Annotated in this window: 14 protein-coding genes; 7 read left to right on the top strand and 7 right to left on the bottom strand. The window is 63.4% G+C overall.

Annotated features, from left to right (window positions below):
- The first annotated feature begins 72 nt into the window (after positions 1–72).
- From M2165_RS02930 to M2165_RS02910, 5 genes are all read left to right on the top strand, one after another.
- A complete protein-coding gene (locus M2165_RS02930; RefSeq protein ID WP_280813192.1) occupies positions 73–750 on the top strand; it encodes an XRE family transcriptional regulator in 678 nt (225 codons plus the stop codon).
- A 143-nt stretch (positions 751–893) separates the two neighbouring features.
- Positions 894–1,058, top strand: a complete 165-nt coding sequence (locus M2165_RS02925) for a hypothetical protein (protein WP_280813191.1) — start codon at positions 894–896, stop codon at positions 1,056–1,058.
- A 763-nt stretch (positions 1,059–1,821) separates the two neighbouring features.
- Positions 1,822–3,123 (top strand): MFS transporter, encoded by a 1,302-nt coding sequence (locus tag M2165_RS02920; protein WP_280813189.1) that lies wholly within the window; start codon positions 1,822–1,824, stop codon positions 3,121–3,123.
- Complete coding sequence (locus tag M2165_RS02915; protein WP_280813188.1) at positions 3,111–3,611, top strand: hypothetical protein; 501 nt, start codon at positions 3,111–3,113, stop codon at positions 3,609–3,611. The genes M2165_RS02920 and M2165_RS02915 overlap by 13 nt, the downstream gene beginning before the upstream one ends.
- Before the next feature lie 4 nt (positions 3,612–3,615).
- Positions 3,616–4,716, top strand: coding sequence for a ThiF family adenylyltransferase (locus M2165_RS02910; RefSeq protein ID WP_280813187.1), 1,101 nt, complete (start codon positions 3,616–3,618; stop codon positions 4,714–4,716).
- A gap of 320 nt (positions 4,717–5,036) precedes the next feature.
- Here M2165_RS02910 and M2165_RS02905 read toward each other — a convergent pair whose 3' ends face one another.
- From M2165_RS02905 to M2165_RS02875, 7 genes are all read right to left on the bottom strand, one after another.
- The gene (locus M2165_RS02905) at positions 5,037–5,663 is read right to left on the bottom strand and encodes a DUF3299 domain-containing protein (RefSeq protein WP_280813186.1); all 627 of its coding nucleotides are present in this window, start codon (positions 5,661–5,663) and stop codon (positions 5,037–5,039) included.
- A 3-nt stretch (positions 5,664–5,666) separates the two neighbouring features.
- Positions 5,667–6,929: an ABC transporter permease gene (locus M2165_RS02900; protein ID WP_280813185.1), complete on the bottom strand. Its 1,263-nt coding sequence runs from the start codon at positions 6,927–6,929 to the stop codon at positions 5,667–5,669.
- Between the two features lie 145 nt (positions 6,930–7,074).
- Complete coding sequence (locus tag M2165_RS02895) at positions 7,075–7,821, bottom strand: ABC transporter ATP-binding protein (protein ID WP_280813184.1); 747 nt, start codon at positions 7,819–7,821, stop codon at positions 7,075–7,077.
- Positions 7,822–7,825: 4 nt separating this feature from the next.
- The gene (locus M2165_RS02890) at positions 7,826–8,419 is read right to left on the bottom strand and encodes a DUF2796 domain-containing protein (protein WP_280813183.1); all 594 of its coding nucleotides are present in this window, start codon (positions 8,417–8,419) and stop codon (positions 7,826–7,828) included.
- Positions 8,416–9,324, bottom strand: coding sequence for a sulfurtransferase (locus M2165_RS02885; RefSeq protein WP_280813182.1), 909 nt, complete (start codon positions 9,322–9,324; stop codon positions 8,416–8,418). Before M2165_RS02885 ends, M2165_RS02890 begins: the two co-directional genes overlap by 4 nt.
- 46 nt (positions 9,325–9,370) lie before the next feature.
- Positions 9,371–10,288, bottom strand: a complete 918-nt coding sequence (locus tag M2165_RS02880; protein WP_280817455.1) for a DMT family transporter — start codon at positions 10,286–10,288, stop codon at positions 9,371–9,373.
- A gap of 17 nt (positions 10,289–10,305) precedes the next feature.
- Positions 10,306–11,445: an aromatic ring-hydroxylating dioxygenase subunit alpha gene (locus tag M2165_RS02875; RefSeq protein ID WP_280813181.1), complete on the bottom strand. Its 1,140-nt coding sequence runs from the start codon at positions 11,443–11,445 to the stop codon at positions 10,306–10,308.
- A gap of 244 nt (positions 11,446–11,689) precedes the next feature.
- Here M2165_RS02875 and M2165_RS02870 point away from each other — a divergent pair, with 244 nt between their 5' ends.
- Together M2165_RS02870 and M2165_RS02865 are read left to right on the top strand one after the other, a co-directional pair.
- Positions 11,690–11,956, top strand: a complete 267-nt coding sequence (locus M2165_RS02870) for an exodeoxyribonuclease VII small subunit (protein ID WP_280813180.1) — start codon at positions 11,690–11,692, stop codon at positions 11,954–11,956.
- Complete coding sequence (locus M2165_RS02865) at positions 11,953–12,873, top strand: farnesyl diphosphate synthase (protein ID WP_280813179.1); 921 nt, start codon at positions 11,953–11,955, stop codon at positions 12,871–12,873. Before M2165_RS02870 ends, M2165_RS02865 begins: the two co-directional genes overlap by 4 nt.
- The last annotated feature ends 19 nt before the right edge of the window (positions 12,874–12,892 follow it).

Raw genomic sequence — 12,892 nt, 5'->3', positions numbered from 1 at the left:
CGGCGCCTGTGCGGCTGCATCGACGGCCGCCGGGCTGGCAGAATCGCCCTGCATCACAAGAGAAAGCCGAGCGTGAATCCACACACAGGGACCCCGACGGGAACGAGGCCGAAGGACGAGCCGCCCACGCTGGACCGCACCACTTTCGGTCACCGCCTGCGCAGCGCGCGCAAGCGCTTCGGCTGGACGCTGGCGCAGCTGGCGGAGCGTTCGGGCGTCTCGATCACCACCATCTCGCGCGCCGAGCGCGGTCAGCTCGCGCTGGGCTACGAGAACTTCACCGCGCTCGGGCGCGCGCTCGAGATGGACATGAACGCGATGTTCGCGGGCGCCGGCGTGAAGCCCGCCCAGCTCGACGGGCCCGTGGTCACGCGCGCCGGCAAGGGCGTGGTGTACCGCGGCCTCTCGATCGCCTACGAGTTCCTCGGCACCACCGCGGCCGGCAAGCAGATGAGCCCGATCGTCGGCACGGTGCATGCGCGGCGCATCCACGGACCCGAGGACTTCGTGCGCCACACGGGCGAGGAGTTCGCATACGTGCTCTCGGGCGAGATCGAGGTGCACTTCGACAACGGCGAGGTGGTGCGGCTCGGGCGCGGCGATTCCCTGTACTTCGACAGCCGCATCGGCCATGCGTACGTGAGCGTGAGCCGCCAGCTCGCGAAGATCGTGGGCATGACCACGGCCGAGAGCGGGCACATGAAGTCGGCGCGCGAGGCGCCCGCGGCCGGGACGAAGCGCCGGAGCTGAGACCGATCGCTGCAGGAGGATTTCCGATGCCGGATGCGAACTGGAAGGACAACGTGCCCGTCGTGGCGACCTTCACGGGCTGGCGCGGCTCGCGCTCGCGACCAACAGCATGAATCCGGTGTTCCGCCTCGGCGAGCGGCACCTTGCGTACCGCGTACCGCGCGCGCGAGCGGCCCTGCGAGGACATCGCCGAGGTCAACGTTCTCCAGGCCTTAAGTACATTCAACCTAGTCTTCGCCTTCCGCGACACGCGCCTGACCTTCATGGCCAAGGTGGGCACGCCCGTGCTGTGGGCGCTGCCCCCCTAGCTATTGAGTCTCAGGAAGTTGTTGACGGCTGGGATGCGCCTGATGAGCGGCTGGTGGTTCAAGGCGGGGATGGCAATGCGGGTTGTAGGTGGCTGAGGGTCTGCAGAGCGGCTTCGCGCTCGGCGGAGCAGTCACAGGCCAAGCAACGGCTCACCCACGCAGGCTGATCTGCACGAAGTGCTCGGGCTGATCCAGCGCTCTTGAGCGCATGTGGACGCGGCATAGCCCACATCTTTGCAGACTCCCTGGAAGTTCCTTTGCCCGCACGGCCCGATCACGCCCGTCGGTGCGCACACGGAGCGCAACCGCCTTGCTTTGTTAGGAATCTGGTACGGTTTCGTCGCAATTGATAGTTGCAAAATGACATGACGTGGTCGTTGATCTAGCCCTCCAAAAAAATTACAACGGGGCTCAATTTTCGGTCGAGAGTCGTGTATTTTTTCACGTAATCCATCGCCAGTTCGCTTTTTTCTGCGGCGTCCAGCTATATAGTTAGCAGCGAGGATGATACTCATTCTCATTGTTAAATCTATCGAAAGTGGAGGTTTATATGACAGAAGAACGCAAAACTTCGGACGAGTCGAACGAGTTGATCGAATCGATTCTCTCAGACTATGAAGAGCATGAGAAAAATCTGCAGCCGCTCACGGTTAGCGGCTGGGGGTGCCGCGGCATGTGCTGCATCGAGGCTCGTTAAGCAAGACTTTCAGTAAATTCAACTGCCTGCTTCGAGATGTGGAGCAGGCAGTTGTTTCTCTTCGCCATGGAAAGCAAAGCCCAAAACAATAGCGTCTGGCATTTAATTGTAAGCCGCGGCTTGGCATCGCTCGGTGGCTCCATTGCATCGTTTGGAATAGACGTTTGGTTCTATAAAAAAACCGGCTCGTACTCCAATTTTGCAGTAATAGCCATTTTGACAATTCTTCCGCCCATAATATTCTCTCCGATCGCGGGATTTTTCGCGGATCGGGCAAACAAGTCCAAGATACTTTTTTGGGCCGAACTGTCGACGGTTCTGTTGTTCCTCCTGTTAGGAGGGCTCTATCTTGCCGAAAAGCTTGGCTTTCTCGCGATTGCCACCTGTATCTTCCTTGTAGCGACGGCCGCTGAGTTTCGATATACGGCGATGGTCGCGCTGATTCCAGAACTCGCGAGCAAGGAAAAACTAAACTCAGTCAACGGAATTCAGCAGGCGTTTAGAGGGGCGGTGATAGTCATCGGTCCACCTCTTGGAGCATTAGGATACAAATACTCCGGCCTGATTTTACTGCTGAGCGGGGCAATTTTGTTGAGCTTCTATTCGATCTATGTCGCTCGAACACTCTCGTTGTCTCATGTTGGTGGCGAACACGAGAACCTTCGTCCCGTTCGCAGTACTTTCTTCAAAGACTATGCAACGAGTATTGAATGGATTAATAGCAAGCCGGGACTGAAAGTTGTTCTCTTTCATTTTACCCTGATTTATGGGGTTATTTCGATTTTTGGGACGCTGCTGACGCCGCACATCCTCACAATTAAAGATGAGGGTTGGCTAGCGGCCGTTACTTCTGCCCAAGGAGGAGGGTTGATCGCTGCCGGTATAGTTCTCGGGAAATTTGGAGAAATCATTAACCCTCAAAAATTGCTTTTTCTCGGCTGCCATGTAATGGGGGTGATATTTATTCTATTTGGGATTTTCAATCAAGAATACGCCATGATTGGCCTCTCCCTCGCTCTCGGTGCCACTATTTCGACCGTTTCCGCAGCAAATCAAACGATCTGGCAATCCAATACGCCATTCCAGATGCAAGGGAAAATCACTGCCCTGAGATCAATAATGCTGTATCTCTTTTCTCCGGCGGCGATTTATGCTTCCATCCCTATATCCGACTTCTTCAAGGGCGTCGTCCATCGAGGCTTTATGGGGGCGATGTTACCAAAAGGTGGTCATGGATGGTCGAATGCAATGTTCGTTTCGGCTGGCATCAGCGTTCTTCTTGCAAGTTTCCTAGTGTTTTTGATATTTCATAGAAAAATCGCTCTGACGGAAGTCAGGGTAGAGGGGTGCGAAGAATGGAAAAAATAAAACCGCTCAGTGATGTGTTGAGGTATCGAAACGATCAACTCGTTTTAATGTTTTCTCGAAAAAAAGGAATTTCGCATTTCGAATCGCTGCAACTATTCGAGGAACTCAAAAAGTGGCTGTGGTTCCTGGCGCAGCGAGACGCCAACTCGAAGCCGTTTGCTGTATTTCCGGAGCAATCGGTCATTGACCATTATTGGCATGAGTTCATCTTAAGCACCAAAGACTATCATGCATTCTGCGATCTTTTTTTTGGCCGCTATATTCATCACGTGCCGACGCCTGATGGAATTTTGGAGGACGGGTCCGATTTTGGTGTTCACAACTCCTTAATGGAGATAGATCCCGGCGCGTTTGTTCAGCAAAAATTAGATATTCTCCGAGAATCGATGCGAGAAGTTGCAAGAGTATTAGGAGTGGAGACGGTAAAGATCTGGTACCGTGAATTACCGGCCAAATATTATTTTCGGACGCCTAAATTTACTGATTGACGCGATGCTGGACAAAGAAAGAATCCCATCTTATTTGTTGGACGATATCCAGAAGCCAGGGACCAAGCTATATATTTCCAGAAGCTGGAAAATTCGCGAGTACTCATCACGACTATGGTTGTATAACGAAAGCGCCGGGTCTGTAGATTTTGATATTTCCGATGCGACGGCGAGAATGGTGAGCTTGATCGCAAAGGGGAATGCGGTAGTCGGTGATGCAACAAAAATATCTGCCGACTCTTGGCTTCGAATTTTGTTATATCTATGGAAGAACGATATCCTTCGCATAGCCGAAGATGGAAATATAAGAGTTTCCACTGCTCCATCCAGATATATATGGTTTGAAGAATACCTCCGCAGGTACGCGAGCCCTAGTTGGTCAATAAATCAAATGCTTGCTGCTTTGGCTTCTTCGAAAGTGTGTGTAATTGGCCTTGGCGGGTTAGGTGCAACACTTGGACTTTCATTGGCAGCAAGCGGAATAGGCTCAATCAAGCTAGTGGACGGAGATGCGATTGAAGAAAGCAATCTTCCTCGGCAGATTCTATACTCTGAACAATCGATCGGTAGAAATAAGGCAAATGTTCTTAGAGACGTGATTTTGAGCAACAATAGCGCAACCGATGTAGATGTTCATCCGGCATTTATATCCTCAAGTGAAGATGCCGTCGCGGCTACAAAAGGATGTGATTTGGTGGCCTTATGCGCCGATCAACCAAGATTCAAGATCCGAAATTGGGTGGGCAAAGCATGTCTTGAGCGTAAAATTCCTTACGTCTTTATGGCAGGTCAATGGGTAGGCCCGCTTTCAGTTCCTGGTGCCTCGCCTTGCTATGCCTGCGTCGGTCGCTTTCACGGTTCGAGGATCTCTGATGTCCCGGGCTATCTGGAAATGCACTCATCAGAAGAAATTCCTCCCAGAGCTTCGTTTGGTCCACGTCCACTTGTATTGGCTGGATTTATTTCCGCAGCGATTATGCATTTCCTTGCTGGTATAGATAGGGAGTCACTCTTATCTCGTAGGTTCAAGTGCGATCTTCAAGGAAGGCTGGAAGAGGAGGAGTTGGTTAGATATAGAAATTGCCCCGTCTGTGGCAGCAGATGAATCCTGAGTTCGGGTAAAGCGGTGACCGACCTGCATGGCAATGCGCCGCACTAATCATCTCTTGCAACGCGGCGCCTCGAAATGCACGCACTTTTCATTTGCAAATGGCGGCTGACAGCGCCGAGTCTGGAACTATTAGCTCGCGCCTTGAGCTTCGCGGGCGGCGCTGCTCGCACAACCTGCTGCCGCACTCGGCTTGCGTAGGGCTTGAGCACGGCCGTTCAGCTCACGTGCTCAACGCGGTTCTTCTGTTTCCAGACTAGGATTTCGGCGTCTTGGACGAACAACTGCTGAAAAATCCTACTTAGGCGGGCTTCACTTCATTTGGCGCCGCCGGTGTACTTGGTGACGCTCGTGGCGTTCACGTGGTAGCCGCTCACGCCCATCATCGAATCGTTGCGCAGCGTCTGCAGCTTGCCGGTGACCCAGACCGTGTCCATGGCGCGGAACTTCGCGCCCTTGGGCGTGACCACGTGCAGGATCTGGTTCGCGGGCGGCGGCGGCGTGTGGATGCAGGCGCCGAAGTAGGGCACGAGCAGGAACTCGGTCACTTCGCCCTTGGCCTCCTCGAGCGGCACGATGAAGCCGGGGATCTTCACCTCGACGCCGTTCATCGCGGGATTGGTCGGCGCGTTGTTCGAGACCTCCTGCATCTTGAGCAGCAGCTCGTTGGCGCGCGGATCGCCGTCCTGCAGCGAGGCCAGGTCCATGCCCTTGAATTCCTTGGCCGGGTCCCAGTCCTTCGGCACCAGCTCTTCCCAGGTGATCTGCCGCGGCTGACCGGGCGCGGTCCTGGCGGCCGCGGCCTTGCCGCCGAGCGGGTTGGAGGCGGTGGTGTCCTTGGGCGCCGGGTCGGCGGCCCAGGCCGCGGCCGACAGCAGCGAGGTTCCGAACGCCAGGGCGGCGGCCGTGCGCAGGGCGCGAAGAGCGGTGGTGGTCGTGTGCATCGATCAGATCCTCGGAGAAAGCCCGTCCGCGAGCGACAGCCTGTACGCGCGGATGCCGGGCAGCAGGCTCGCCAGCCAGCCGGCGGCCAGCAGGCTCGCCAGCAGCAGCCATTCGTTCAGTGTAGGTTCCGAAAGCGTGAGTGTCAGTCCGAACTGCGACTGCAGCCATGGCGCCAGCAGGGCAATGCCGAGCACCGCCATCGCCACGCCGAAGGCGACGCCGAGCACGGTGACGATCGCGCCCTCGAGCGCGAGCAGCGCCAGCACGTGGCGCAGCCCGGCGCCGACCGCGCGCAGCACGGCCAGTTCGCGGCGCCGCTCGTTCAGCCCCGCCATCACCACCGACACCAGCCCGGCCAGGCTCACGAGCGCGACCAGCGCGGACATCAGCAGCAGCGCGTTCTCGCCCACGCCGATCACGCTCCAGAGTTCGTCGAGCGCCACGCCGGGCAGGATGGCCATGAGAGGCTCGCCGCCGTAGGTCGAGATCCAGCGCTGCACGCCGAACACCGCCGCGCGGTTCTTCAGCCCGACGAGCACGGCCGTGACGTTCTTCGGCGTGAGGTCGAACTTGCGCACCTGCTCGGCCGGGATCTTCACGCCCGGCATCGGCGCGCCGCCCACCCATTCGAGGTGGATCGCCTCCATGGCCTCCAGGCCGATGTGCACCGTGCGGTCCACCGGGGTGCCGGTGCGCGCGAGCACGCCCACCACGGTGAAGGGCTTGTCGGCATGCTCGGCGGTGTTGAGTTCGCCGCTGCCGTGCGCGAGCGTGATCCGCTGGCCGACGTGGTAGCCCAGCCGGTCGGCCACCTCGGCGCCGACCACCGCATCGAACAGTGCCGCGAAGGGCTTGCCCTCGCGCAGCGCCAGCGACTGGCGGTTGCCGTAGCGAAAGCGCGTGAAGTACTCGGGCGAGGTGGCCAGCACGGAGAAGCCGCGGTGCGAGTCGCCGAGCGACAGCGGCACCACCCAGTCGACGCCCTGGTGCGCGGCCAGCGCCTGCACGCTCTTCCAGGAGATGTTGTTGGTGGCGGCGCCGATGCGGAACACCGAATAGAGCAGCAGCTGCGTGGAGCCGGTGCGCGCGCCCACGATCAGGTCGGTGCCCGAGACCGAGGAGGCGAAGTTCTGGCGCAGTTCGGTGCGGATGCGCTCGACCCCGAGCAGCAGGAAGGTCGACAGCGCGATCGAGAACACCGTGAGCGCGAGCGTGAAGCGGCGGTTCCAGGCGCTGCGCCAGGCGATGGAGAAGAGGGCGCTCATGAGAGGGCGGGGGAGTGCGGGATCAGAACGCAGAGGTCGCGAAGGTTTCGCAGAAGTCGCAGAAGAAACATCCAAAAGTTTTCTTGGAATTCTTCTGCGACTTCTGCGTAGCTTTTGTCTTCCTTCTGCGTTCGGCTGTCCGACTTCATGCAGCCTCCAAAGCGCCGACAGCCGCGCGGTTGATCTCGGGCAGCAGCACGTGGCGTGCGAAGCGCTGGGCGATGCGCTGGTCGTGGCTCACGAAGACGAGGGCGCTGTGGTTCACCGCGCAGGCCGTGAGCAGCACGTCGAGGAAGGCTTCGCGCCGGTCCTCGTCGAGCGCGGAGGTGGGCTCGTCGGCGATCACCACCTCGGGCTGGCCGATCAGCGCGCGCGCGGCGGCCACGCGCTGCTGCTGGCCGACCGAGAGCTGCATCGCCTGGCGCTGCCAGAGCTCGCGGGCGAGGCCCATCTCGCCGAGCAGGCGCTCGGCCTCGGCGCGTGCGCTGCCGCCGTGCTGCGCCGCCTGCGTGTTGCGCCGCGCGGAGAAGCGGCAGGGCAGCAGCACGTTGTCGATCACGCTCAGGTAGGGCAGCAGGTTGAACTGCTGGAAGATGTAGCCCACGTGGGCCACGCGGCAGCGGTCGCGCGCGGCGCCCGAGAGCCGGGACCAGTCGTGCCCGAGCAGGCTGACGCGGCCTTCGTCGGCCACCAGCACGCCCGCCAGCAGCGACAGCAGCGTGCTCTTGCCGCAGCCGCTCGGCCCGTGCAGGAAGACCGATTCGCCGGCCGTGATGCGGAAGGCCTCGATGTCGATGCAGGGCCGCGCCGCGCCGGGCCATGCGAAGCGCAGGCCCTCGGCCGCGAGCACGACGCGCAGCGGCGCCGCGTCGCCCGGGGAAACGGTGCTCACGGCCTCACTTGCCCCAGCTCAGGCGCACCGGCTGCGAAGCCTGCGCGCCGCCCGGGCGCTTGAGCTGGCGCTTGAACTGGCCCTGGGCCGAAGCGATCTGCGCATCGATCTGGCGCGTGCCCTTGAAGGCCGAGAACAGGCCCACGTCGATGAACTTCGCCGCGGCCGCGTTGGTGCAGTTGAAGGAGAAGGTGGCGTCGAGATCGGCGTGGCCCGCGGGTTCGGCGGGGTCGGGCTTGCCGAGGCCGAGGGCGCTCGACCGCAGCTCGACCGGGCCGAGCTTGCAGTTGGCGGCGGGATCGACCGCGAAGAGCTTGTCGGCCGCGCGCAGCTGCGCGATGGCGTCCTCGGCCGTCTTCTTCTCGGCGTCGGTCCTGGGGGCGCGCTCGAAGCCGACGAGGTTGTCGAGCGGCGATTCCATGGCGATCACCACCGTGGGGCCGTCGATCGCCACGTCGAGCTTGAGCTGGCCGTGCACGTGGGCGTGCTGCTGCTGTGCCTGTGCCGGGAGCACGGAGGCCGCGAACCATGCCGCGGCGATGGTGGAGACGGCGAAGCCGGATGCAATGCGTCGTCGGGGGAGTCGGATGTGCTTCATGGTTCTGCGCCTTGCCGGGTCGGCAGCCCCGGCGTGTTGCTCCATTCGCTCCAGCTGCCGGCATAGAGCGCGGTCGTTCCCAGCCCCGCGATCTGCATCGCAAGCAGGTTGGGCACGGCGCTCACGCCACTGCCGCATTGATGGACGACCGTCGCCGGATCGCGTCCCGCGAGCAGCGCTTCGAACTCGGCACGCAATTGCGATGCCGGCTTGAACTTGCCGTCGGGGCCGAGGTTCTCGGCGAAGGGCCGGTTCAGGGCCCCGGGGATGTGACCTGCGATCGGGTCCAGAGGTTCCACCTCGCCGCGATAGCGTGCGGCGGCCCGCGCATCGATCAGGTTCTGGTCAGGCTCGCCCAGCCGGCGCACCACCTCCTCGGTGCGCACGAGCTTCGCGAGCGGCTCGCCGGGCACGAAGTTCGACTGGAAGCGCGCGGGCTCCTCGCGGTCCGTGACTTCGCCGCCCGCGGCCTGCCAGGCCTGCAGGCCGCCGTCGAGCACCGCCACCGCATCGTGGCCCATCCACTTGAGCATCCACCAGAGCCGGCCGCAGTAGTTGGCGCCGTTGCGGTCGTAGACCACGGCCTGCATGTCGTTCGAGAAGCCGATGCTCGAGAGCCATGCCGCGAACTTCTCGCGGCTCGGCAGCGGATGGCGCCCGCCCGAGGCCGGCACGCCGTCCTCCTGCGCGACCACCACGTCGCCGTGTGCGCCGGGCAGGCCGTGGCGCGCGCTCAGGTGGTCGTCGAGGTCGGCATGCAGCGCGCCGGGGATGTGGGCCGCCGCGTACTGCCGTGCGCCGGCTTCGGGCGCCATGAGGTCGAAGCTGCAGTCGAAGACCATGAGCGGCGCGTCGCCCGCTTGCAGCTGTTTCAGTTGTTCGACGCTGACGAGGGTGGTGTACATGGCGGGGTTCCTTCGCTGTCGATGTGCGCGGCGGTCGCGCTTCAGTTCAGTGTTCTTCGGCCGGCGCCTTGGGCACGGCGCGCTGCCGCAGCACGGTGGCCGCGATGCCGCTCGCGATGATCAGCGCCATGCCGGCCCACCCCGCGGCGTCGATGCGGTCGTCGAACAGCACCACGCCGTAGAACGCCGCGAACACGATGCCGGAGTACTGCAGGTTGGCCACCACGAGGGTGCCGGCCTGGGTCTTGGCCGTGGCGTAGGCGCGCGTCATGCAGAGCTGGCCGAGCGCGGCGAGCAGGCCGATCGGCAGCAGCCAGAGCGCATGCTGCCACGTCCAGGCGTCGCCGCCCGAAAACCCGGTGGCGGCCGTGGCGAATGCGCCGGCCACCGCCGAACCCACGGCGAAATAGAAGACGGTGCGCAGCTCGGGCTCGCCGATGCGCGACAACGCGACCACCTGCATGTAGGCGAAGGCGGCGGTCAGCCCCGACAGCAGGCCCAGCAGGCCCGCGAAGCTCTCGTGGCCGCTGACGCTGGGCTTGAGCATCAGCACCACGCCCACGAAGCCCGCGAGCACCGTGAGCGCGAGCGGCCCCTGCAGCGGCGGCCGCTCGACCCGGCCGTCGCGCCCGGGCACCGGCACCCACGCGAGCAGCGCGCCGCCGACCAGGAAGGCCGCGACCCAGACGCTGCTCATGTAGTTGAGCGTCACGGCGGTGGCGAGCGGCATGTGGGCGATGGCGTAGAACCATGCGCCGAGCGACACCACGCCGATGATGCTGCGCCAGGCGTGCATGCCGGGGTAGCGCGTGGCCATCGAGACCCCGCGGCTGCGCGCCAGCAGCCACAGGAACACGATGCCGATCAGGCCGCGCCCGAGCACCATCTCCCCGCTGTTGAACCACGCCGAGGCCACCTTGACGACCACGCTCATGGTCGCGAACAGAAAGGCGCCCAGCACCATCCAGAGCGCTTGCACTCTCAGGCAGCCTGCATCGCGGCCTTGTACCACTCGTGGAACTGCTGCATGCCGTCTTCCATCGGGCTCTGGTAGGGGCCGGTCTCGTTCTCGCCGCGCAGCATCAGCGCGCGGCGGCCGGCGTCCATGCGCTCGGCGATCTCGTCGTCCTCGACGCAGGTCTCCATGTAGGCGGCCTGCTGGGCCTCGACGAACTCGCGCTCGAAGGCGACGATCTCCTCGGGGTAGAAGAACTCGATCATGTTGAGCGTGCGCGTCGGGCTCACCGGATGCAGCGTCGACACCGTGAGCACGTGCGGATACCACTCGACCATCACGTTCGGGTAGTAGGTCAGCCAGATCGCGCCGTACTTCGGCGGCTTGCCCTCGCGGTACTTGAGCAGCTGTTCCTGCCAGCGCTGGTAGATCGGGCTGCCGGCGCGGCCCAGCCGGTTGGCCACGCCCACGGTCTGCACCGAGTAGTTGCGGTTGAATTCCCAGCGCAGGTCGTCGCAGGTGACGAAGCTGCCGAGGCCGGGATGGAACGGGCCGACGTGGTAGTCCTCGAGGTAGACCTCGATGAAGGTCTTCCAGTTGTAGTTGCACTCGTGCAGCTCGACGCGGTCGAGCGCATAGCCGGTGAAGTCGAGGTCGGCGCGCGGGCCCAGCGTGGCCATGTCGGCCGCCACGTCGCGGCCGCTGCCGCCGGGCGCGCTTTCGAACAGCAGGCCGTTCCACTCGGTGAGCGGATAGTTGTGCAGGTTCAGGCAGGGATCCTGCTCGAAATGCGGCGCGCCGATCAGCGTGCCGGTGGTGCGCGGGTCGGAGGCCGCGTAGGTCCAGCGGTGCAGCGGGCAGACGATGTTGCCGCCGGCCTGGCTGTCGAGCTGGCCGCGCCCGCGCAGGATCAGCGCCTGCCGGTGGCGGCACACGTTGGAGATGAGTTCGACACCCTTGGGCGTGTGCACGAGCGCGCGGCCCTGGTGCTCCTGCGGCAGGGTGTGGAAGTCGCCCGGCTCCGGCACCGCGAGCCGGTGGCCCACGTAGCGCGGGCCGCGGGCGAAGAGTGTCTGCATTTCGCGCGCGTAGAGCGACTCGTCGAAGTACGCGGAAACTGGAAGTTGGCTCGCGGCCTGCTGCAGTTGAAGACTTAAATCAGACATGGAGGACCTGACCAAGCTCCCCACAGGGAGAAAAGGAGAACGGAACGCGCCGTCTTGGAAGGCGACGGCGCGAAGAGTTGTGCCGGCGCGGCCGGCGGGGGAATCTCGGATTGTACCCAAGGGGCCTCCGCAGCGCCCGCCCGAGGTCATGCGCGGGCATGCCTGGCCTGCGGGGCGCCCGGGCCGCTCGCAGCGGCTTTGGTTCGCCGACCTAAAATGCCCCGTTTCATTCACATTCCCTCGCATGCCCAAGGTCCCTTCCCCCGCGCCGTCCAGCCCGGAAGCCACGCCCGACACAGGTCCGCTGCCGGCCAGCTACGAAGCCGGGCTCCAGGAGTTGGAACAATTGGTTGCAGAACTCGAGTCGGGCCAGCTGCCGCTCGACCAGCTGCTCGGCAGCTACCAGCGAGGCGCCGCGCTGCTCGCGTTCTGCCGCGAGAAGCTGCAGGCGGTCGAGGACCAGATCAAGGTGCTCGACGCCGGGACGCTCAAGCCTTGGAACGCCGAATGAGCGCCGTGCGCACGGCCGGCTGGGACGCGGCGCGCCTCTCGGCCTGGAGCGAGCCGCATCTGGCGCGGGTCGAGGCCGCGTTGTCCGAATGGGTCGGCGTCGATGCGCCGGTGCTGCTCGGCGATGCGATGCGCTATGCCGTGCTCGACGGCGGCAAGCGCCTGCGGCCGCTGCTGGTGCTGGCCGCGAGCGAAGCAGTCGGCGGCAATACCGCCGCTGCGCTGCGCGCAGCCTGCGCGGCGGAACTGATCCATGCCTATTCCCTGGTGCACGACGACCTGCCCTGCATGGACAACGACGTGCTGCGCCGTGGCAAGCCCACGGTGCACGTGAAGTTCGGCGAAGCCGATGCGCTGCTCGCGGGCGATGCGCTGCAGGCGCTGGCCTTCGAGCTGCTGACGCCCGAAGGCGACGAGGTGCCCGCATCGATGCAGGCCGCGCTCTGTCGCCTGCTCGCGCGCGCCGCGGGCAGCCAGGGCATGGCGGGCGGACAGGCGATCGACCTCGCGAGCGTGGGCTTGGCGCTCGACGAGGCGCAACTGCGCGAGATGCACCGCCTGAAGACCGGCGCGCTGCTGCAGGGCAGCGTCGAAATGGGCGCGGCCTGCGCCGCGGCACCGCTGGCGCCCGGCGCGCTGGCGGCACTGCGCGACTACGGCGCCGCGATCGGCCTTGCATTCCAGGTGGTCGATGACATCCTCGACGTGACGGCCGATTCGCAGACCCTCGGCAAGACCGCCGGCAAGGATGCGGCCGCCGACAAGCCCACCTACGTCTCGCTCTGGGGCCTGGACGGTGCACGCACGCAGGCGGCGCAATTGCTGGCCGAGGCGCTCGCCGCGCTCGAGCGCAGCGGCCTCGCCGACACGGCGGCGCTGCGCGCGCTCGCCCACATGGTCGTCGACCGCGACCGATGAACAGTTCACCGATGGACAA

Origin of the sequence: Variovorax sp. TBS-050B (assembly GCF_029893635.1) — a bacterium.
GTDB lineage: Bacteria > Pseudomonadota > Gammaproteobacteria > Burkholderiales > Burkholderiaceae_C > Variovorax.
Note: the sequence above shows the minus strand (reverse complement) of the source record. Positions and strands in the feature narration are given on the sequence as shown.

Excerpts from the sequence above, each read along its gene's own strand:
- M2165_RS02920 (WP_280813189.1), top strand. The coding sequence starts at position 1,822 with ATGGAAAGCAAAGCCCAAAACAATAGCGTCTGGCATTTAATTGTAAGC.
- M2165_RS02915 (WP_280813188.1), top strand. The coding sequence starts at position 3,111 with ATGGAAAAAATAAAACCGCTCAGTGATGTGTTGAGGTATCGAAACGAT.
- M2165_RS02910 (WP_280813187.1), top strand. The coding sequence starts at position 3,616 with ATGCTGGACAAAGAAAGAATCCCATCTTATTTGTTGGACGATATCCAG.
- M2165_RS02905 (WP_280813186.1), bottom strand. The coding sequence starts at position 5,663 with ATGCACACGACCACCACCGCTCTTCGCGCCCTGCGCACGGCCGCCGCC.
- M2165_RS02900 (WP_280813185.1), bottom strand. The coding sequence starts at position 6,929 with ATGAGCGCCCTCTTCTCCATCGCCTGGCGCAGCGCCTGGAACCGCCGC.
- M2165_RS02890 (WP_280813183.1), bottom strand. The coding sequence starts at position 8,419 with ATGAAGCACATCCGACTCCCCCGACGACGCATTGCATCCGGCTTCGCC.
- M2165_RS02885 (WP_280813182.1), bottom strand. The coding sequence starts at position 9,324 with ATGTACACCACCCTCGTCAGCGTCGAACAACTGAAACAGCTGCAAGCG.
- M2165_RS02880 (WP_280817455.1), bottom strand. The coding sequence starts at position 10,288 with ATGGTGCTGGGCGCCTTTCTGTTCGCGACCATGAGCGTGGTCGTCAAG.
- M2165_RS02875 (WP_280813181.1), bottom strand. The coding sequence starts at position 11,445 with ATGTCTGATTTAAGTCTTCAACTGCAGCAGGCCGCGAGCCAACTTCCA.
- M2165_RS02870 (WP_280813180.1), top strand. The coding sequence starts at position 11,690 with ATGCCCAAGGTCCCTTCCCCCGCGCCGTCCAGCCCGGAAGCCACGCCC.
- M2165_RS02865 (WP_280813179.1), top strand. The coding sequence starts at position 11,953 with ATGAGCGCCGTGCGCACGGCCGGCTGGGACGCGGCGCGCCTCTCGGCC.